The following is an 18940-nucleotide window of genomic DNA, read 5'->3' as shown; positions in this document are numbered from 1 at the left end:
ACCCGGCCTTCCCTGCGCAATGGCTTTACGGCTTATGCCGTGATCTCCCCGGAGACGAGTTCTTGGTTGACTCCGTCGCCGCCGTTCCCGCTTGCGCTTCTCCGACAGCTTGACACCTGCAACGGGTGCCAGGACCACACGGTTTTGCCGTACGCTTATCCACGCCGTCGTCGAGGCGTAAACCAGCGTCCACCGCAACCCGTCCAACGTCCGTGACGACGGCCGACGCCCTTCTGAGTAGGACGGGATGGGCGAACATATGCACCTGATTTCCCTTCTGGTAAACAGAAATATTTTTCATTTCGGGGCTTGACACGACTTCCGTAAATCAGAAGTGATTTGCCCGTCGGGTTGATTTGTCGCACTCGTCGCATCCAGTTTGCTATTGCGCGGGGGAATCTGGTCGAGCGATCGGTCTCACCTGCGTAATGGCGACGCCCGAGATGGCGAGGAGCGCCCCGACAGCCAGCGTCGGGGTCACGCGGTCGCCAAGGAACAGCACGCTCGAAATCAAGGCGAAGACCGGAAGCAGCAGCGCGAATGGTGCCACGCGGGCCATGGTGCAACGGGCGATCAGCCAGAACCAAAGGCCAAACCCGACAATTCCTCCGATGAAAATAGTGTAGGCGAGCGCCATCCAGCCACGTTCGTCCGCCGTGACGAGGGTCGCCAGTTGCCCGTGTTCAAGGAACAGCGACATCAACATGACCTGCGGTACCGTGAAAAGTGACGACCAGCCCGTCAACATCAAGGGATCGAACGGGCCGTGGCGCTTGGTCAGGACGTTGGCGACCGCGAACGCGAAGGCTGCCCCGACCACCAGCAGGATCGGTAACGCATTTGCGGACAAGCCCGGCCCGGCGGCCAGCACGAGCACGCCGCCGAAGGCGACCAACACTCCGGTGGATGTCATCAGCGATGGCCGCTCCGCAAGCAGCGGCCAGGCCAACAGGACGGTGAAGGGCGTCGTGAGTTGATAGGCGACGGCAGACATGCTGCCGGAACCGAGCCCCAGGCCCACATAGAACAACCCGAAATTCAGTCCACCAAGGAAGACCGAGATGACGGCGATTGAGCCGAGCTCTTGCCGTGTCGGCCTTGCAACGAAGGGGATGAGCAGCAGCGCTATGGCAAGGAAGCGCAGTCCAAGGAAGAAAAGTGGCGGAAACTGCAGCACGCCTACTTTGATGGCGACGAACTGATAGCCCCAGATGAGAGGCACCAGCACCGCGCAGGCGATCTGAATGGCAGACATGGCATCCTCATTTTTAGACTAATCGGTCCAGATATAGGCGCGCGTAGTACGGCGTGTGTCCATGGCTGAGCTACCTGATGAAGCGGTCGAGAAGGGCGTCAGCAGTGGCTTGCGACGTGGTGCGCGCTGGTCCCGTTTTACCGACCACCCGAAGCCCCTCGACGAAGCAGACCAGTATCCGCGCGGCACTTGCAGGCTCAACGCCGGCTGCAAGTTCGCCCGCTGCCTTCGCGCGCGAGAGTGCGCTGGCGACCCTGGCCTCCATGGCTTTGAAAAAACCGCCGATGCGACCTTCGACATCCTCGTCGTGGCCGGCCAATTCCATGGCTGTGGCCACCAGCAGGCATCCGCGCCGGCCGCTGGCGCCGCTCGTGCGCTCGACGTAACCGGCAAGGAAGGTCCGCAGGCCGTCAACCGGCGCGTGACGCGGACTGAGTTCGACGTCCATCCGCGCCAGAGCGTCGGCGATATAGCGATCGAGCGCACGCAGGAAGAGCGCGTGCTTATCCCCGAAGGCGGCATAAAGGCTGCCGCGCGAAAGCTTGGTCGCTCGAAGCAGGTCTGGAAGCGCCGTGCCGTGATAGCCGCGTGACCAGAACACACCCATGGCGCGCTCGACGGCGGCTTCCGTGTCGAAACCACGGGGCCGGCCACGCGGCAACTGCATTGCGGATTGGCGTGTCATAGCCGTATATATAGACTGATCGGTCTTGAATTGCAAATGGCAGCTATGAGCCAATCGCGTCGGCCTGCGTCGCAGCCAGCCTGCGCGTTCCAGCGGCAATCGGAAATCACTTGCCGGCATTCTCGGCCGTGCCGTAGCTGCGGGCGATGATGCCGGCAGCAACCTGCAACGAAGAACCGGTCATCCAGCTGCCTCCGATCAAGGCCAGCGATCCGTCAGACACGGTCTCATCGAGGATGATGATGCCGACAGACGCAAACGTCGCAATCGCGGCAAGAAATATTCCGACCGCGCTCAGGATCTCAACCACAGTATCCGGGCTCCATCGTCGTTGGATCGAGGCTGATCTTCGGGCCGAACGGCGAGGCAGATCGATGCCGACATAGAAGCTGAAAGCCCCAAAGAGCATCATGAACAGGACGATCCCGACACTTAAGGGCAGTTCGTTTAGCCGGCGCAATAATGCTGCGGCGACGTACAAGCCGCAGGAGCCTCCAATCGCGGCGAGTCCTACTCGTTCAATGAGATGCGCCGATTTGATGAGAGCCGCAGGAGCGAACCCGGCCGTCTTGGTGCCGGATGACCTGTCGAAATTTGCATTGGCCATTTTCATGGGGCTGCCTTTCCTAAAAGTTGCCTGCCGGAACGACGCGATATGTTGGCCGCGCCTCGTGCAGCCATCGTCCGGCGTGAGGAAATCTCGATCGGCCGCATCAACGCGTTTGACGGCGTTATGCGCCTATATCCCCGAACACACCGTATGCCCTGCAGTTTTGTTGAATGGGTTTGGCCTGGGCTCGCGCAGGTTGCCGCCACATTGCCGGGCGCGTATTTGCGCCGCTTCCACGCTGGCGCCATTGAGCGCCCTCGGGTCCCCGGAAAAATCTGGTGTCGCTCATGACAGCAGCCGTTGGGACCGATCGAGCTTCTAGCACTGCCTAACGCGCGTCGGTGTGAACCCCTTCACATCGCCACGGCATGCTCCCTTCGTCATGTTCCGGGAGACAAGGTTCAAACAAACGTGTTCGGAGTAACGTAGTACCTGACTATTCGTTGGCCGACGGTTGATGCAGCGCAGGTTTCGGCGGGTCAGATATCGCCGACTCATCGATCGGCTCAATCTGGCGCAGAGTGCATATCAGTTCGAATTCTTTCAACGTTGCGAGTGGGTTCGGTCTTGCCGTCGAGCGGGGCGTCCAGCAATCCTGCCGTTTTGCATCCAGCCATTGCTCTCTTGAGTAGCGGACATTTCGACCGCGCGGCCTCCGGAAAAATCGAAAGCCGGGCACTGCAGATATGCGGCAAACAGGGCGTGCGACGACCGGGAAAAATATGCAATAATTTTTTCGTTACCGTGGTTCCAATATTAGGCAGGCCGCCAACCAGAGCGTGGGTGGTGCCAATGCAGCAAATTGCGGACTGGCTCGAGAAGCTGGGGCTTGGGCAATACGCGCTGCGTTTTGCCGAGAACGGCATTGATCTCGGTGTGCTTCCCGACCTGACGGATCAGGACTACGACAGATTGGGAGTCCTGATCGGTCATCGTCGCAAAATGCTGCGCGCGATTGCCGAACTCAATCAAGCCGAACTGGTCGCCGAGCCGGCGATCCGGCGCAATGCCGAACGACGCCATCTCACCGTCATGTTCTGCGACCTGGTCGGTTCGACGGCGCTCTCCGCGCGCCTCGATCCCGAGGACATGTGGGAGGTGATCCGCACCTATCGGGCCGCCTGCGCGAGGGTCATTGCCACTTACGACGGCATTATCGCCAGGTTCGTCGGCGATGGAATACTTGCTTATTTTGGCTATCCCGTTGCACACGAGGATGACGCGGAGCGCGCCGTGCGGGCGGGGCTCGACATCACCGCCGCAATAGGGCCGCTGGAGACGCGCGCGATACAGCGGGTGGAGGTACGGATCGCGATCGCGACCGGACTTGTTGTGGTCGGCGACCTCATCAGCGGAGGCACGTCAGAGCAGCAAGCGATGGTCGGCGATACACCGAACGTCGCCGCCCGGCTGCAGGGCCTGGCGGAGCCGGGGGCGGTTGTCGTTGCGGATTCGACGCGCCAACTGCTTGGCGACCTGTTCACGTTTCGCAGCCTCGGCCGCCGCGAGGTCAAGGGCATCGACGAGCCCATCGCGGTCTGGGCGGTCGAAGGCGGAGCCGCATCGGAGAGTCGCTTCGAGGCGGTGCGAACCGTGCGCTCGATCGGCTTTGTCGGCCGCAAGGCAGAGATCGAATTCGCGCTCTCGCGCCAGCAGCTGGCGTGGCAGGGCCAGGGCCAGGTGGTCCTGATTTCCGGCGAGGCCGGGATCGGCAAGTCGCGCATTGTCGCGACGCTGTTGGAGAATCCTGCGTTGGGGGCGCACCGCCGGGTGCGCTATCAGTGCTCGCCCTACCATACCAACAGCGCGCTGCATCCCTTTGTCGCTCAACTCGAGCGCGCTGCCGGCATCAGGTCGCAGGACACGCAGGAGCAAAAGCTCGACAAGCTCGAGGCAATGCTCGCGCTCGGAACGCAGCAGGTGGCCAAGGCGACGCCGCTCATCGCCGCTCTGCTTTCGATCGCCACCGGCGAGCGCTATCCGCCGCTCGGCCTGAATCCGGTGCAGCAGCGGCGACAGACATTCGTCGCCCTGCTCGATCAGCTCGAGGGTTTGGCACGGCAGCAGCCTGTGCTGGTTGTCTGCGAGGACATGCACTGGGCCGACGCCACCACGCTTGAGCTGATCGATCTCACGGTCGACCGGATCAGGGCATTGCCGATACTCGTGCTGATGACCTTTCGGCCCGAGTTCGAGCCGCCCTGGGTGGGGCTTCCCAACGTCAGCCTGTCGCGGCTCGATCGGCTCGACCGGCGGGAAACGCGCGCGCTGGTCGAGCAGGTGACCGTCGGCCGGCAGCTGCCAGGCGAAATGATGACGCAGATCATCGAGAGGACGGATGGTATCCCGCTGTTCGTCGAGGAACTGACCAAGATGGTGCTGGAGTCCGGACTGCTGGTGGAAGATGCCGGGCGCTATCGGCTCGATAGTCCGCTCCCGCCGCTCGCCATTCCCGCGACGCTGCAGGACTCGCTGATGGCCCGGCTCGACCGGCTGGCGCCGGTCAAGGAGGTGGCGCAGATCGGCGCTGCCATTGGCCGCGACTTCTCGTATACGCTGCTGCGATGTGTGGCGGGGCGCGATGATCTGACATTGAGCGCCGCGCTGGCGCAGCTCGAGCAGGCCGAGCTGCTGATGCGGCGTGGCACGCCGCCGGAAGCACGCTACAGCTTCAAGCATGCGCTGGTTCAGGAAGCGGCTTACGAGAGCCTGCTCAAGAGCCGGCGGCTGCAGCTCCACAAGCATATTGGCGATGTCCTGCGCGACAGCTTTCCGGTGATCGCCGAAACCGAGCCGGAAGTCTTGGCTTATCACTTCACTGAAGCGGGGCTCGGCGAGGTGGCCCTCGGGTGGTGGCGCAAGGCCGGCCAGCAGGCGCTGAAACGCTCGGCGTATTCCGAGGCGGTCGCCCATCTCGGCAAGGCCGTCGCGATCGCCGATGGGGTGCCCGACGCGCCGGGCCGCATCATGAGCCGGCTCGATCTCCAGATTGCCTATAGCCGCGCGCTGCGCGGAAGCCTTGGGCACAGCGCGCCCGAAACGGTGGCGGCATGGACGCGCGCCCGGCAGTTCGCAGCTGACATCAATGATCCGGTCGAACTGGCGCCGATCCATTCGGGCCTGTTCAATGCCTGCCTCACTCACGGCGAGATCGCGCCGATGCGGGAGTTGGTGGATGCAATCGTCAGCGCCGCCGACCGGCGACCGGAATCGCCGGTGGCGGCAGTCCTCGCCCATTGCACCAGCGGGGTGACTTGCTGGTTCGGCGGCGATTACCTCAATGCGAAAGTGCATCTTGAGCGGGCCCTGGCGATCTACGGCGCCGAGCCGAATCCCGAGACCTTCAGGGCGTCGACGCTGGACCTGCCGTTCGTCATCATGAGGTTTCTCGCCCTGGTGCTCTGGCCGATCGGAAAGATTGATCGAGCGCGCCGGCTCGCCGTGGCAGCGGTGAGTGTGCCGGGAGAAAAGCGGGCGCTGTCGCAGGCCAATGCGCTGGTTCACAAGGCCGTCTTCGACGGACTATGCCGGGGCATGTTGCAGCAGACGGAGACCATCCTTGCCCTCGCTCTCGCCCGCGAACATACGATGCCGTTGTATGTGGCCGCCGGGACCTACCTGAACGGCCTTGCAAAGTGGCGCGCCGGCGAGCAGGTGGAGGGACTGAGCGAAATGCGCCGCGGCTGGACCTTGCTGCATGAAAATGATTGCTACCTTTGTGAGCCGTTCTGGGGGATGCATGTTGCCCTGGCGAACGCAGAAGCCGGGCAGCTCGAAACCGGGCTGGAAATTGTGCGCGCGTTGATCGGCTGGACGGAACAATCCGGCCAGCATTGGCTCGATGCCGAACTGCATCGTGCCCGGGGAGAGCTGCTGCTCCGTTGCGACCCGCCGAACGCTTCCATGGTCGAAGATGCCTTCAACAGGGCCCTTGAAATCGCCCGCCGCCAGCAGACCAAGACTTTCGAATTGCGCAGCGCGCTTGGCCTGGCGCGCTTCTACATCAGGAATGGTCGAGCGGCGCCCGTATCCGAACTGCTCGGGCCACTCCTTGTTGACTTCGACACCGCGCAGGATCTCCCCGAAATCGAAGAGGCGGAGAAGCTGCTCCGGCGCAGCCGTTAGCCGGTGCAACTACATTCTTTCGAGGGCCGGAAGGGCGAACCGCGCCGAGCGAAGCGTCTTCACTTCTCCGTCAGGCAGGCTTCGCGAGCGGCTCGCCACGAGCTACAATCCGCAACGCAACCTTGCCGCGTGGTGCAGCCTGATCCGGGATATGCGCTAGCTGCTGTTCGTGCCGAGAAGCTGCATGTCCCACGCATCCGCCGAGGCGCCAACCACGCCGGTTTCCTCGTTCGTCTCCGATCTCGATCGTCTCGCCGCCGAAGTGATGGCCGACTGGAAGGTGCCGGGGGTCGCGCTTGCCGTGGTGCAGGACGGCAAGGTGGCGCTGACGCGGGCCTATGGTCAGCGCGATGTCGAGGCAAATCTGCCCGTTACGCCGGCGACGCAGTTCGTCATTTGCTCGATCACCAAATCGTTCACCGCGACCGCGATCGCGCTGTTGCACCAAGAGGGGCGGCTCGACTGGACCAAGCCGGTGCGCGACTACATGCCCGAGTTTCGCCTGAGCGATCCGGTCGCGACCGAGCGGGTCACGGTGCGCGACCTGCTGAGCCATCAGTCGGGGCTGCCGCGCCATGACTGGGTGCACATGGCGGGCGACCGGGCGCCCGCCGAAATGCTAGGCTTGATGCGGCATCTCGAATTGAGCCGCGATATCCGCACCACCTGGCAATACAACAACCTCTGCTACAACGTTGCGGGTCTCTTGATCGAGCGTCTCAGCGGACAGAGTTTCGAGGCGTTCATCCGGACCCGGCTGACCGACCGGCTCGGCATGACCGTCAGCTTCAACCTCGACGACCTTGACGCCGCAGGTGAAGCGGCGCGGCCGTACATGATGCACGAGGATACACGGCTGCCGGCGATGCGCCTGCCGATCCGCACCATTGCGGCCGGTGCGATCAACACGTCGGTCACCGGTCTTGCGAACTGGATGCGGCTGCATCTGGACAAAGGTGAACTCGACGGCGAACGGCTGCTGCCGGCAGCGCTGATCGGTGAACTGCATGCGTCGCGTGCCTTCATCTCGGCGCCCAACCTCGCCGAGTTCGGTCAGGCGCTCTATGGCCTTGGCTTCCAGACCAACTACTATCGCGGCGACCGGATGGTGTTTCACGGCGGCGGCTGGGTCGGCTGGGGATCGCTGATGACGCTGATGCCGGACCTGGGCATCGGAATTGCCGTCCTGACCAACCGCAGCCCGAGCGAAGTGCCGTCAACGCTGACCTGGTACATCCTCGACCGGCTGCGTGGCCGCGCGCCGGTCGAATGGCGTGCACGCTTCCTCAAGCAGCGCGATGAATTCATCGCCCACATGCAGGTCGACAAGGACGCGCGGGAAAAGGCGCGTCACAAGGATACGCAGCCAGCGCACGAGCTGGCGGCGTATGCCGGCGAGTACGCGCATCCGGCCTATGGCGTGATGTCGATGACTGCAAAGGACGGCGCACTGCATTGGGCGTGGCGCGGGATGTCCGCACCCCTGACGCACCGTCATTACGAGACGTTCGAATTGCCCGAGGAGCCGCACCGCCTGCAGCCGGACCGGCTTGCCATTACCTTCCTGACCGACCGCGACGGCAACATCGTCAGCCTGTCGGCGCCGCTGGAACCTGTCGTGAAGGATATCGTCTTTGCACGCCTTGCGGCCGGCGACTGCACCGATCCGGCGTTCCGCGCCCGATGCGTCGGCCACTTCAAGAGCGGTTCGATAACGCATCGCGTCACGCTGGATAGCGAAAATCGGCTCGTGCTGAAGCCCGACTACCAGCCGGCCTATCGCCTCGCGCCCGAGCAGGGCAGAAGGTTTCGCATCGTCGAACTGGAGGGTCTTGTCGTCGAATTCCGCGGCGAGGCTGTTATCGACGAGGTGGTCTTTCACCAGCCGAATGGCGTCTTCGTTGCGCAGCGGGTGGAGGAGTAAGGAAGTAACTTTCTACGTCATTGCCCGCGACAAACGCGAAGCGTTGCGCATGAAGCAATCCATCCATCCGCTATGCCGCGAGATGGATTGCTTCGCTTCGCTGGCAATGACGGGGCGAGAGCGGCGTGCTCACTTCCCCGTCAGATAGACCTCACCGAGCAGCGACGAGTTCGACCACGGCACCTGCCTGGACTTGGTCGCGGCGACGACTTCGGCGCGCACCCGCGTCAGCATCTGCTGCACCTCGAGCCCGGGCGTGCCGATGTGGCGCGACAGGGCTGCCGAGAACGGGCTGTTGACGCCTTCGCCGTCGAGCGCCACCTGTCCGGGCGCGGTCGCATAGGCGATCAGCGTTCCCGCGCCCAGCGTCGAGCCGGCGCCAAGGCTGGCCGGCGCGGCGAGACCGGGTCCGGCCTGGATGCCGCGATTGGCGCCCGCGGAAGCCACTTGCGTCGTCGCCACGGGGGGAGTCATGGGGTTGTTGCGGCAGGCGTCCATGATCAGGATGTTGGTGCGCACCTGATCGTCAAGACCGGCCATGATCGTATCCATTTCCACCATCGTATCAGTCATGCGGCCGCCGGCTTGCAGCGCCACGTCGATCGGCACCAGGTAGTTGCGGCCCTCGACCTGCACGCCATGACCGGCGTAGTAGACCACCGCGACCTGCGCCCGCGCCGCATCGCGCAGGAAGTCGCGGATCGTCGACTGCATCGCGACGCGATCGAGGTCGATGCCTTCGTTCACGACGAAACCGATGTCGCGCAGGCTTTTCGCGATCGAGCGGGCGTCGTTGACCGGGTTGGGCAGCGGCGTGACGTGGGCGTAGGCGCCGTTGCCGATCACGAGCGCGACACGCCGCGTGATGCTCTGGACCGCGGTGGGAAGCGGGGCAGGGCTTGCCGCGCCGGCCGGCGCCGATGTCGTGTTTGATGTCGCATCTCTCGGCGCCGGCGCCGTTGGGTCCGTGAGCAGCGAGAGCCGAACCTTCGCGGTGGCCTGATTGGATTTGCTGCCGGCGTCCGACGCCTTGCCTTCGAGGGTGGCGGCGTAGTCCTGCTTCGCGCTGGTGAAATCGCCCTTTGCTTCATAGGCGAGGCCGCGCTGGCTGTAGGCCGAAATCAGCACGCTGCCGGGCGGCGTCATGATGTTGACCGGCGCCTTCGCCTTGGCGAGGCGGATCGCCTCGGTGCCGTCGGCAATGGCGCGTTCGAAGTCGCCCTTGGCGCGCCAAAGCACGGCGCGGTGGATCAGCGGCTGCGGCAGCGCCGCGTCGAGCCGGATCGCTTCGTTGATGTCGGCCATCGCGCCGTCGAGATCGCCGAGCGCCTGTTTCGAGATGCCGCGGTTCTGATAGGAGAACGGGGATTTCCGTCCGGCGTTGATCGACGAATCATAGTCCGCGATCGCCTTGGCGTACTCGCCCTTGCCGCGCCAGGCGTTGCCGCGGTTATGAAACAGGATGCCGCTCGGTGGTCCCAGCCGCAGCGCGTCGTTGAAGTCTGATATCGCGATGTCGTATTCGCCCTTGTCGTAATAGGCCGAGCCGCGCAGATTGTAGATCGCGATATCAGGCTTGAGCCTGAGCGCCTCGCTGGCGTCGGCGATGACCTTGACGTAGTCGCCCTTCTTGTTCCAGCCGACCGCGCGCCAGAAATAGATGCCCGCGAGTTTCTCGCCGGAAAACACCTTCAGCGCGATGATCTTGTTGCAGGCATCGATCATCTGATCGGCCGGCGTGGTGTCGGTGGTGCAAAGCGGCCCGAGTTGTTTGCGGGACTGGGCGAGGGAGGGCGCCGACCACAGGGCGGCTGCGAGCAAGCTCAGCGTCAGGATCGCGCGGCGCATCAATTGGTCCTTACCATCAAGGGGTTGCGTCCTTGTCTTGGTGGCGAAATCCGGGATGGCGGTTCATGCCGGCCGGGCCGGGAAACAGGCCTTTCCCCCAGTGGGCAGATGGTGGTAGGACGTCCCGGTCACCCGCCGTTGCCCACCGTTCCGTCCCAAAACCGCCACCCGATGAAAAACGACAAGATTCTCAGCCAGATATCGGATTTCTGCCGCCAGGCCGATATGGCGGAGACGACGTTTGGCCGCCGGGCCGTCAATGATGGCAAGCTGGTGCATCGCCTGCGCGAGGGCAAGCGCATTACCATCGACACGCTGGACCGGATCCAGGCCTATATCGCCGCCTCGACGCCGGGCGGGCTGCCGCCGCCGCGCGGGATCGAAGTGCCTCCCGAGAAGCGTGACCCCAGGGGCAATTTCCGCTTCTTCGAGAACCGGCAGAAATACCTGCTGTTCGTCCATACCTGCAGCGAAAAGCGGATAATCGCCGACCGGGTGGCGCTCGAGCTGTCGAGCCTGCATCCGCGGCCGCCGGCGCTACGCGTGTTCGATGCCGGCGTCGGCGACGGCACGGTGCTGGCGCGGGTGATGCGCTCGATGCACGGCCGCTTCCCCCATATGCCGTTCTATATCGCCGGCAAGGAGCTCAGCCTGGAGGACGTCCGCCTGACGCTCGACAAGGTTCCGGACCGGCTGTTCGAACATCCCGCGACCGTTTTTGTGCTCACCAACATGTACTACGCCGAGGCGCCCTGGCTGACGCCGGCTTCGCCCGCGGCGGCCGCAGGCATGATCTGGCATGAGGTGGCCTTGCAGGGGGCCTCGTCGGGCGAGTTCGAGACCCAGATCGCCGCACTGGGCCCATTTCTTGAGCAGAACTGGCGGGCCAATGTCAGCCCCACATCGGGCATGCCGATCTATGAACGGCCGGTGGCGCTGGTGGTTTACCGGGAGGACCACCGGTTCCTGCTTGATTCGATCATCCCCCGGGCGGGCCGAACCGAGGCCAATTTCGATCTCGTCATCGCATCCCAGCCATACCGGGCCAAATCCTCTGTGAATTTCCGCGCCAAGCGGATCATCGCGCCGCTGGCGCGGGCGCTGCGGGCCGGCGGCCGGTTGATTGGAATTCACTCCCATGGGCAGGATCCGGGGCTGGAAATCATCCAGGCGGTGTGGCCCGGAGAAAATCCTTTCGCGGTGAGCCGTCATGAGCTATTGCGCACGGTGAAATATGAGCTGGGGTCAGCCGGGCGCGACCTCAATTTTAATGCTTACGCCGATAACCGTTCCATCTTCCGTTATGATATGGAAGCGCTGCCCAACGAGGTCACCGGCTCGATCGGAACCTCGACGGCCTTTGCAGCGTGGAATGCGGCGGTGTATGTCGCCCAGATCGAAGACGAACGGTTGACGGAAATGACCGAAAACGGCCGAACCCTCGATGCCACCAGAGAGGTTCTGCGCAAGCATAATGGGCTTTGGTTTTACGACGAATCCTACGTCATTTCGCGCCGTCGCGACTGACATTCCGGGATAAATGACAAAGAGAGCCCGCCGACAGCAGGCGGAAACAAGGGGTTGTTGATGCGCGCGTCTTATCTTTTCACCAGCGAGTCGGTTTCCGAAGGCCATCCGGACAAGGTTTCGGATCAAATCTCCGACGCCATTCTCGATGCCTTCCTCGAGAAGGACGTCAAGCTCGGTATTGCCGACGACAGTGCGGTAAATACCCGTCTCGGCTGCGAGACACTCTGCACGACCAACAAGATCGTGATTGCCGGCGAGGGCCGTGGCCAGTTGTTCCGCGACATTCACGGCGTCTCGGTGGTCGATCGCGAACTGATCTCCGAGATCGCCCGCGGCGTAGTCAAGGATATCGGCTACGACCAGAACGGCTTCTCCTATCACGGCGCCGATATCGAAGTGCTGCTGCATGGCCAGTCGCCCGATATTGCGATGGGCGTCGATGCCAAGAAAAAGAAGAGCGGCGAAGAAGAAGGCGCCGGCGACCAGGGCATGATGTTCGGCTATGCCTGCAACGAGAGCGAAATCTACGAAAAGGGCAGCTTCATGCCCGCGCCGATTTTCTTCGCGCACCGCATCCTGAAAGTGCTGTCCGACAAGCGCCGCAGCGGTCAGCTGTTCGACCTGCAGCCCGACGCCAAGAGCCAGGTCACGGTGAAATATGTCGAAGGCAAAGCGGTCGGCTGCACCAAGGTCGTGGTGTCGACCCAGCACAACGAGAAGAGCCGCAACGGCAAGAAGTATTCGCCCGGCCTGATCAAGGACATGATCGCGCATGAAGTCGAGTCGGCACTGCCGAAGGGCTGGATGCCGCAAAAGTCCTCCGACTTCCTGGTCAATCCGACCGGCAATTTCGTGGTCGGCGGCCCCGACGGCGATTGCGGCCTGACTGGCCGCAAGATCATCGTCGACACCTATGGCGGCTACGCGCCGCATGGCGGCGGCGCCTTCTCCGGCAAGGATCCGACCAAGGTCGATCGTTCCGCTGCCTATGCCGCGCGCTACCTCGCCAAGAACGTTGTCGCGGCTGGCTTTGCCGATCGCTGCACCATCCAGGTCGCCTATGCGATCGGCGTCGCCGATCCGATGTCGCTGCTGGTGGAAACCCACGGCACCGGCAAGGTCGATGAAAAGAAGCTCGAAAAGGTGCTGCCGCAACTGTTCCGGCTGACCCCGACCAACATCCGCCGTACGCTGAAACTGAACCGGCCGATCTATCGCCGCACCGCGTCCTATGGCCATTTCGGCCGCGCGCCGGAAAAGGATGGCGGCTTCTCCTGGGAAAAAACCGATCTGGTGTCCGCGCTGAAGGGTGCGTTCTGATTTTCTCCGTAATCGTCCTGCTTATTCCGGAAAGCCTTTCGCGCTTTTCGGAATAAGCTTTTTCAAGGGATCAACACATGACCGCCGCCGCCAAGAAGCCTGCCTTTACCGACTACATCGTCAAGGACATCTCGCTCGCCGAATTCGGCCGCAAGGAACTCTCGCTGGCCGAGACCGAAATGCCCGGCCTGATGGCGACGCGCGAGGAATACGGCCCGAAGCAGCCACTGAAGGGCGCGCGCATCGCGGGCTCCCTGCACATGACGATCCAGACCGGCGTGCTGATCGAGACGCTGGCCGCACTCGGCGCCGACATCCGCTGGGTCTCCTGCAACATCTATTCGACGCAAGATCACGCGGCGGCGGCGATCGCAGCCGCCGGCATTCCGGTGTTTGCCGTCAAGGGCGAGAGCCTCACCGAATACTGGGATTACACCGCCAAGCTGTTCGACTGGCACGGTGGCGGTCACCCGAACATGATCCTTGACGACGGCGGCGACGCCACCATGTACGTCCATCTTGGTCTGCGCGCCGAGAACGGCGACACCAAGTTCCTGGACAAGCCGGGTTCGGAAGAAGAGGAAGTCTTCTTCGCGCTGCTGAAGAAGCAGCTCAAGGAAAAGCCGAAGGGCTATTTCGCCGAGATTGCCAAGAGCATCAAGGGCGTTTCCGAAGAGACCACCACGGGCGTGCATCGCCTCTATGACATGCAGAAGGCCGGTACGCTGTTGTGGCCGGCGATCAACGTCAACGACAGCGTGACCAAATCGAAGTTCGACAACCTCTATGGCTGCCGTGAATCGCTGGTCGACGGCATCCGCCGCGGCACCGACGTCATGATGTCGGGCAAGATTGCGATGGTCGCGGGCTTCGGCGACGTCGGTAAGGGATCGGCCGCGTCATTGCGCCAGGCCGGCTGCCGCGTGATGGTGTCGGAAGTCGATCCGATCTGCGCGCTGCAGGCGGCGATGGAAGGCTACGAGGTCGTGACCATGGAAGACGCGGCACCCCGCGCCGACATCTTCGTCACCGCCACCGGCAACAAGGACATCATCACCATCGAGCACATGCGCGCGATGAAGGATCGCGCCATCGTCTGCAACATCGGCCACTTCGACAACGAGATCCAGATCGCGGGTCTGAAGAACCTGAAGTGGGACAACATCAAGCCGCAGGTCGACGAGATCACGTTCCCCGACAACCACCGCATCATCCTGCTGTCGGAAGGCCGTCTCGTAAACCTCGGCAACGCCATGGGCCATCCGAGCTTCGTGATGTCGGCCTCGTTCACCAACCAGACGCTGGCGCAGATCGAGCTGTTCGCCAACAACAAGGACGGCAAGTACAAGAAGGAAGTCTACGTGCTGCCGAAGTCGCTGGACGAGAAGGTGGCCCGGCTGCATCTGGCCAAGATCGGCGTCAAGCTGACCGAACTGCGCCCCGACCAGGCCGAATATATCGGCGTCAAGCCGGAAGGCCCGTTCAAGGCGGATCACTATAGGTACTGAGCCAACCGCATGCGCGACAAAAGAGCCCCGGAGCGATCCGGGGCTTTTTTCATGGCACAACCCTGATACGATCTGAGGTGGAAGAACGACAAGCCCGCCACTATTGAAGCGGGCGGCACACTTTCCAGACTTCACTTTCAGACGCGAAAACATTGCGGAGGGAAAGTCATGTCGAACGAAGCAGCAAATGTCGCAATCCTCAAAGAAGTCTATCACCAATGGCACGAAACGCGCGGTGGTAGCGTCGAGCAGTTCCTGAGCATCGCCGATCCAAAGATCAGCTGGGGGTCGGTGCCGCGGGGCGCGGCACCGCTTCAATTCGCGACGCATTACGATGGCCGCGAGGGGTTGCGGACTTACTTCGACGGGCTCCTGGCCGACTGGGCGATGATACACTACACAATCGACGAATACGTCGCACAGGGTGAGGCTGTTTGCGCCCGTGGCTCGACGGCGTGGACCAACAAGAAGACCGGCAAGGCCGTGGAGACACCGAAGGTGGATTTTTGGCGCTTCAAGGATGGCAAAGCGGTCGAGTTCTATGAGTATTTCGACTCTGCCGCCGTCGTCGTCGCGGCCACCTGAAGCCGGTTGCAATTGGGCGCGGCCCTGCCCATACCTGTGGGCAGGGAGAGCGTGATGACGGATACACCAGAGCATTTCGACGTCCTCATCGTTGGGGCAGGCCTCTCCGGCATCGGCGCCGGATATCACCTGCAGCAGAAATGCCCCGGCAAGAGCTACGCCATTCTCGAGGGCCGCGACTGCATCGGCGGCACCTGGGATCTGTTTCGCTATCCCGGCGTCCGCTCCGACAGCGACATGTTCACGCTCGGCTATTCGTTCAAGCCCTGGACCGAGCCGAAGGCGATCGCCGACGGGCCGAACATTCTCAACTATGTGCGGCAGACTGCGCTCGAGAACGGCATCGACAGGAATATCCGCTTCAACCACAGCGTCAAACGCGCGTCGTGGTCGTCGCAGGATGCGCGCTGGACCGTGGAGGCCGAACGCAGGGTGGGCGAGGGTGGACCCGAGACCGTGCGCTTCACCTGCAATTTCCTGTTCATGTGCTCGGGCTATTACAAATACGAGGAAGGCTACACGCCGGAGTTTGCAGGATCAGCGGATTTCGCCGGCCGCATCGTGCATCCGCAGAAATGGCCCGAAGACATCGACTATGCCGGCAAGCGCGTCGTGGTGATCGGCTCCGGCGCGACAGCGGTAACGCTGGTGCCGGAGATGGCCAGGACCGCTTCGCACGTCACCATGCTGCAGCGCTCGCCGACCTATGTGGTGGCGCGGCCCGCGGAAGACGCGCTCGCCAACAAGCTGCGGCGCAATCTGTCCGCAAAACTCGCCTATCACATGATCCGCTGGCGCAACGTGCTGTTCGGCATGTATTTCTTCCAGCTCTGCCGGCGCAAGCCCGACCGCGCCAAAGCGCTGATCCTCGGCGGCGTGAAAATGGCGCTCGGCCCCGACTACGACATCGGCACGCATTTCACGCCGCGCTACAATCCCTGGGAGCAGCGGCTGTGCCTGGTGCCGGACGGCGACCTGTTCAAGGCAATCAGGGACAAGCGCGCCTCCGTCGTCACCAATCACATCGACACCCTCACCAAAAGCGGCATCAAGCTGAAGGACGGCAGCGAACTCGAAGCCGATATCATCGTCACCGCGACCGGGCTTAACCTGCAGGTGCTCGGCGGTCTCGAAGTCAGCGTCGACGGCCGGAAAGTCGATTTCGCGCGGACGCTGAACTACAAGGGCATGATGTATTCGGACGTGCCGAACATGGCCTCGGCGTTCGGCTACACCAACGCGTCGTGGACGCTGAAATGCGATCTCACCTGCGAATATGTCTGCCGCCTGATCAACTACATGGACCGGCACGGCTACAAGCAATGCGTGCCGCATAACCTCGATCCGTCGGTATCGGAACTGCCGTCGCTGGATTTCTCCTCCGGCTACGTGCAGCGCGCCATCGCGCAGATGCCCAAGCAGGGCTCGAAGCGGCCGTGGCGGCTCTACCAGAACTACGCCCTCGACATCGTCACGCTGCGCTACGGCAAGATCGACGACGGGGTGATGCAGTATTCGTGACGGCCTCGCCGCGGGCTGTCCGTGGCGCCAGCCGGAAAGCCTTCTGCGTAATTTCGCGTATACGCGGGCCCGCGCGAATCGTTCAGCCTGCCCAACGGTTAACACCGGATTAACCGGTGCCGCCTACGCTGTCTGGCCTGAGGCTAACTGACAGCACGAGGAAGCCCATGGATGCCCAGCGAATTGCCGTCGATGCCGTGGTTGCATTGACCGATTGCGACCGCGACGCGGTCGTTGCCTTTATCCGCAGGCTCTATCTGGCCGGCGTCACGGACCCCAAGCGCCTGACCTTCAAGGGCCTGCAGGCGATGGGGCGGAGCTGATCGCCATCCCTGCCGGACGAAGCCACCGCCCTCGGCAACGGAACCTTGGCGTCACGACAAGTTGTCCGCAAAAATACGGGGTACCTCTTCCGATCCCGGATGTCGGACGTTCCCGCTAGGGAACTGACCCTGTGTTAATGTAGTATTGCCGCTCTCCAACAATTTTTCGCCAAAGGTTAAGGCAAGCGTATCGACTTGTGGTTTACGAATCGAAGCAGTCCCGAATCAGGTTTTGCGAAGTGCCTGGAGAGCTGCGTTGGCCACTGCGACAAATACGTCCCGAACGAACAATGCCGAGATCGATGGTCTGCTCAGCGGCACCAGATGGACCGGCACGATCACCTACAGCTTTCCGGATTCGCCCAGTGACTACCCGGCCAACTATTACGGCTACGGTGAGCCGACGGCGTCAGGGTTCGGCATCGCCCCCTCGGCGATGCAGCAAGCCATTGTCTACGCGTTTGCACTGATCTCGAGCTATACCAATATCACGGTCCAGTATGCCGGAAACGGCAGCGCCGACATCATGGTGGCGCAATCCCCGGAAGCCAATCCGACCTCCTACGCCTATTATCCGGCCAACGTGCCGGCCGGCGGCGACATCTGGTTCGGCACCGCTTACCCCTATGCGCAGGCCAAGCTGGGCAACTATTATTTCGCGACGGCACTGCACGAGCTGGGACACTCGCTCGGCCTCAAGCACAGCCAGGAGACCGGCGGCGTCGCCAATGTCGCGGTGCCGACCGCGCATGACTCTTCCGAGTTCACGGTCATGAGCTACCGCAGCTACGTCGGCGCGCCGCTGACGGGCTACACCGCCGAATCCTACGGCTACGCGCAAACCTACATGGCGAACGATATTCTCGCCCTGCAGACGATGTATGGCGCCAACTATTCGACCAATAGCGGAAACACCGTCTACTCCTGGAACGCGACGACCGGACAGCAGTACATCAATGGGGTCGCGCAGCTGGCGCCCGGCAATGGCGTCGGCGGCTCGGCCAATCGCGTGTTCGAGACGGTGTGGGACGGCAACGGCATCGATACCTACGACCTGTCAAACTACGGGACCGGGGTGACGATCAATCTCAATCCCGGCGCGTCCTCGATCACCTCATCGACGCAAATTGCCTATCTCGGAAACGGGCACTACGCGCAGGGCAATATCTTCAACGCCTATTTGTACAACAATGATGCGCGGTCCTATATCGACAACGCCATCGGCGGCTCGGGTAACGATTCTCTCACCGGCAATGTGATCGCGAATACCCTGACGGGTGGCGGTGGAAACGATACGCTGATTGGCGGCGGTGGAAACGACGCGCTGATCGGCGGGGCCGGGACTGACACGGCGATATTTTCAGGCAACTCAAGCGATTATCTGATCAGCTACAACGCTACGACGCAGGTTTATACATTGGCGGATCAGCGCAGTGGCACGCCGGATGGCACGGAGACCGCGAGTGGGATCGAATATTTCGGTTTTGCAGACGGCACGTTTGCAAGCTCGAATTTTCCTAATCAGGCGCCGGTGGCGACGATCAACGATCACAGTGTGTCCGTGAATGCGTGGGCGCAGGTATCGAGCTGGGTCAATTATTCCGATGCCGATGGCAATGCCGCAACCCGGTATCAGTTCTGGGATGGCGGCAGCGGTGCCAACAGCGCCTATATCTGGACGCCCAACAATTATCATAACAATGCAG

13 protein-coding genes are annotated in these 18940 nt (G+C 62.5%); 9 read left to right on the top strand and 4 right to left on the bottom strand.

The features are described 5' to 3' along the window. Positions 1-382: 382 nt before the first annotated feature. From JQ600_RS36400 to JQ600_RS36390, 3 genes are all read right to left on the bottom strand, one after another. Positions 383-1255 carry a DMT family transporter gene (locus JQ600_RS36400; RefSeq protein ID WP_212392257.1) on the bottom strand — a complete coding sequence of 291 codons (873 nt, stop codon included), beginning with the start codon at positions 1253-1255 and terminating at the stop codon, positions 383-385. 70 nt (positions 1256-1325) lie between these two features. Continuing rightward, a complete protein-coding gene (locus JQ600_RS36395) occupies positions 1326-2060 on the bottom strand; it encodes a TetR/AcrR family transcriptional regulator (RefSeq protein ID WP_409410701.1) in 735 nt (244 codons plus the stop codon). After that, the gene (locus JQ600_RS36390; protein ID WP_212268988.1) at positions 2047-2553 is read right to left on the bottom strand and encodes a hypothetical protein; all 507 of its coding nucleotides are present in this window, start codon (positions 2551-2553) and stop codon (positions 2047-2049) included. The genes JQ600_RS36395 and JQ600_RS36390 overlap by 14 nt, the downstream gene beginning before the upstream one ends. A 789-nt stretch (positions 2554-3342) precedes the next feature. On the opposite strand from JQ600_RS36390, the gene JQ600_RS36385 reads away from it, so the two are divergent. Both JQ600_RS36385 and JQ600_RS36380 read left to right on the top strand, forming a co-directional pair. Beyond that, the gene (locus tag JQ600_RS36385; protein ID WP_212490432.1) at positions 3343-6675 is read left to right on the top strand and encodes an adenylate/guanylate cyclase domain-containing protein; all 3333 of its coding nucleotides are present in this window, start codon (positions 3343-3345) and stop codon (positions 6673-6675) included. 184 nt (positions 6676-6859) lie between these two features. After that, on the top strand, positions 6860-8599 hold the full coding sequence (locus JQ600_RS36380; protein WP_212392259.1) for a serine hydrolase: 1740 nt from the start codon (positions 6860-6862) through the stop codon (positions 8597-8599). Between the two features lie 129 nt (positions 8600-8728). Here JQ600_RS36380 and JQ600_RS36375 read toward each other — a convergent pair whose 3' ends face one another. After that, on the bottom strand, positions 8729-10447 hold the full coding sequence (locus JQ600_RS36375) for a caspase family protein (protein ID WP_212268923.1): 1719 nt from the start codon (positions 10445-10447) through the stop codon (positions 8729-8731). 171 nt (positions 10448-10618) lie between these two features. On the opposite strand from JQ600_RS36375, the gene JQ600_RS36370 reads away from it, so the two are divergent. The 7 genes from JQ600_RS36370 to JQ600_RS36340 form a co-directional block, all read left to right on the top strand. Continuing rightward, positions 10619-11974: a hypothetical protein gene (locus JQ600_RS36370; protein ID WP_212268924.1), complete on the top strand. Its 1356-nt coding sequence runs from the start codon at positions 10619-10621 to the stop codon at positions 11972-11974. 60 nt (positions 11975-12034) lie between these two features. Continuing rightward, positions 12035-13297, top strand: coding sequence for a methionine adenosyltransferase (gene metK / locus JQ600_RS36365; protein WP_212210133.1), 1263 nt, complete (start codon positions 12035-12037; stop codon positions 13295-13297). Between the two features lie 77 nt (positions 13298-13374). Next, positions 13375-14805: an adenosylhomocysteinase gene (gene ahcY, locus JQ600_RS36360; RefSeq protein WP_212392261.1), complete on the top strand. Its 1431-nt coding sequence runs from the start codon at positions 13375-13377 to the stop codon at positions 14803-14805. A 168-nt stretch (positions 14806-14973) separates the two neighbouring features. Continuing rightward, the gene (locus JQ600_RS36355; RefSeq protein WP_212392262.1) at positions 14974-15390 is read left to right on the top strand and encodes a nuclear transport factor 2 family protein; all 417 of its coding nucleotides are present in this window, start codon (positions 14974-14976) and stop codon (positions 15388-15390) included. A 54-nt stretch (positions 15391-15444) separates the two neighbouring features. Then, positions 15445-16911 carry an NAD(P)/FAD-dependent oxidoreductase gene (locus tag JQ600_RS36350; RefSeq protein ID WP_212490431.1) on the top strand — a complete coding sequence of 489 codons (1467 nt, stop codon included), beginning with the start codon at positions 15445-15447 and terminating at the stop codon, positions 16909-16911. Between the two features lie 167 nt (positions 16912-17078). Further along, complete coding sequence (locus tag JQ600_RS36345; RefSeq protein ID WP_211999004.1) at positions 17079-17234, top strand: hypothetical protein; 156 nt, start codon at positions 17079-17081, stop codon at positions 17232-17234. Between the two features lie 256 nt (positions 17235-17490). Further along, positions 17491-18940, top strand: a 1450-nt coding sequence (locus JQ600_RS36340; RefSeq protein WP_212490430.1) for a M10 family metallopeptidase, incomplete at its 3' end; no start/stop codon positions are given.

Origin of the sequence: Bradyrhizobium sp. AUGA SZCCT0176 (assembly GCF_018130145.1) — a bacterium.
Classification (GTDB): domain Bacteria; phylum Pseudomonadota; class Alphaproteobacteria; order Rhizobiales; family Xanthobacteraceae; genus Bradyrhizobium.
Note: the sequence above shows the minus strand (reverse complement) of the source record. Positions and strands in the feature narration are given on the sequence as shown.

Bases quoted from the DNA above. Each gene is read 5' to 3' on its own strand.
- JQ600_RS36380 (WP_212392259.1), top strand. From the start codon at position 6,860: ATGTCCCACGCATCCGCCGAGGCGCCAACCACGCCGGTTTCCTCGTTC.
- JQ600_RS36390 (WP_212268988.1), bottom strand. From the start codon at position 2,553: ATGAAAATGGCCAATGCAAATTTCGACAGGTCATCCGGCACCAAGACG.
- JQ600_RS36400 (WP_212392257.1), bottom strand. From the start codon at position 1,255: ATGTCTGCCATTCAGATCGCCTGCGCGGTGCTGGTGCCTCTCATCTGG.
- JQ600_RS36395 (WP_409410701.1), bottom strand. From the start codon at position 2,060: ATGCCGGCAAGTGATTTCCGATTGCCGCTGGAACGCGCAGGCTGGCTG.
- JQ600_RS36385 (WP_212490432.1), top strand. From the start codon at position 3,343: ATGCAGCAAATTGCGGACTGGCTCGAGAAGCTGGGGCTTGGGCAATAC.
- JQ600_RS36345 (WP_211999004.1), top strand. From the start codon at position 17,079: ATGGATGCCCAGCGAATTGCCGTCGATGCCGTGGTTGCATTGACCGAT.
- JQ600_RS36370 (WP_212268924.1), top strand. From the start codon at position 10,619: ATGAAAAACGACAAGATTCTCAGCCAGATATCGGATTTCTGCCGCCAG.
- JQ600_RS36350 (WP_212490431.1), top strand. From the start codon at position 15,445: ATGACGGATACACCAGAGCATTTCGACGTCCTCATCGTTGGGGCAGGC.
- metK (WP_212210133.1), top strand. From the start codon at position 12,035: ATGCGCGCGTCTTATCTTTTCACCAGCGAGTCGGTTTCCGAAGGCCAT.
- ahcY (WP_212392261.1), top strand. From the start codon at position 13,375: ATGACCGCCGCCGCCAAGAAGCCTGCCTTTACCGACTACATCGTCAAG.
- JQ600_RS36375 (WP_212268923.1), bottom strand. From the start codon at position 10,447: ATGCGCCGCGCGATCCTGACGCTGAGCTTGCTCGCAGCCGCCCTGTGG.
- JQ600_RS36355 (WP_212392262.1), top strand. From the start codon at position 14,974: ATGTCGAACGAAGCAGCAAATGTCGCAATCCTCAAAGAAGTCTATCAC.